General features: G+C 57.0%; 1 protein-coding gene. It reads right to left on the bottom strand.

The genetic code is table 11. The features are described 5' to 3' along the window. On the bottom strand, positions 1–1247 hold a 1247-nt coding region (locus tag EXN68_RS27530), incomplete at both ends, for a hypothetical protein (protein ID WP_161596401.1).

Genomic DNA, 1247 nt, shown 5'->3' with positions numbered 1-1247 from the left:
ATCTACATCAACGCGCCGATTGGCATAGAGCATGCGGACCTTTTCGGGATCTGCCTTGATATCCCTTTCGTAAGCATCCGCCATTGCTTTCAGCGCCGACCCGGCGTCCGCTTTCTCGACAAGGGAGCCGGTTGCGGCGAGCGTTTCCACGAGCTTCTTGTGATCGCCAGCCTGCAGGGCTTCCACCACAGATTTTTGACTGTCAGGCGTCCAATGTCCCGCCTCGTAGGGCGTTTGGTTCACCGGCTCCATTTGAACAGTAGGACTTTCCTCGCCACGTCCGGCCCTAAGTTCCTCGCGTTTCGCGATCCGGTCGATCGCGGCTGCGTAGTCCGGCGAGACTGGGAATTTGTCCTGATAGAGCTCGCTGCCAGGCTTGCTGAGTTGGCTGGCCAAGATGTGTCTGTCAGCCGTGTCGCTTTGCACGGTGAAAACCTGGGTTCGTTCGTCGGCCTTGCTCAACAGGGCGCTCGCGGCATTTGAGCCGAAAATGGCACTGTGCAAGACATAAACCTGATCGACGCGCCTGCCATCGTCGTGATTTCTGATTTCGTAGGCGGAGCCGATGATTGTCGTGGGCCCCTCAATCTTATAGCCCTTGACACCCCTGTCACCCGGCTCGCCGGTGCTGGCCTCGAAGGTCTTGCTCTGACTGCTGCCATCGGGTTTGAAGGTAACGGATTTGCCTTCGATCTTTTCGATCCGGCCGGCTTCACCGGCAATGAGATTCCTATAGCTGCTAGTGACGCTGAGCCTGTCACCGACCCTGAAACGGATATCCTTGTTGTTAAACGCCTTGAAGCTGACAGGGTCGCCACTCAGGCGACCGGATGCAAGGCCCTGCTTTTCGATCTCTTCGGCAAGCAAATCTACATGATCACGTTTGTTGGCGTAGAGAGCGCGGACTTTCTCGGGGTCCGCACTAATGTCTCTTTCATAAGTCTGCGCTATCGCTTTCAACGTTGATACGAGATTTGTGTTCTCAACAAGGGAGCCGGTTGCGGCTAGCGTTTCCACAAGCTTCTTGTGGTCGCCTGCCTGCAAGGCCTCGACGATTCTTTTCTGGTTATTGACTGCCGCATCGGCAGCGTCGGGCGGCGTTTGGGGCGCCAGGTCTATCGGGGCGGAAGTTTTCTCCTCGCCACGTGCCGCGACAACTTCCTGGCGTTTTGCAATCCGATCGATGGCGGCTGTGTAGTCCGGCAAGGCTGGGAATTTGTCCTGGTAGAGCTCGCTGCCCGGCTTTC

Origin of the sequence: Martinezella rhizogenes (genome assembly GCF_007002745.1) — a bacterium.
Taxonomy (GTDB): Bacteria; Pseudomonadota; Alphaproteobacteria; order Rhizobiales; family Rhizobiaceae; genus Agrobacterium; species Agrobacterium cucumeris.
The sequence above is the reverse complement of the archived record's forward strand: the minus strand, read 5'-3'. Positions and strand labels throughout refer to the sequence as shown.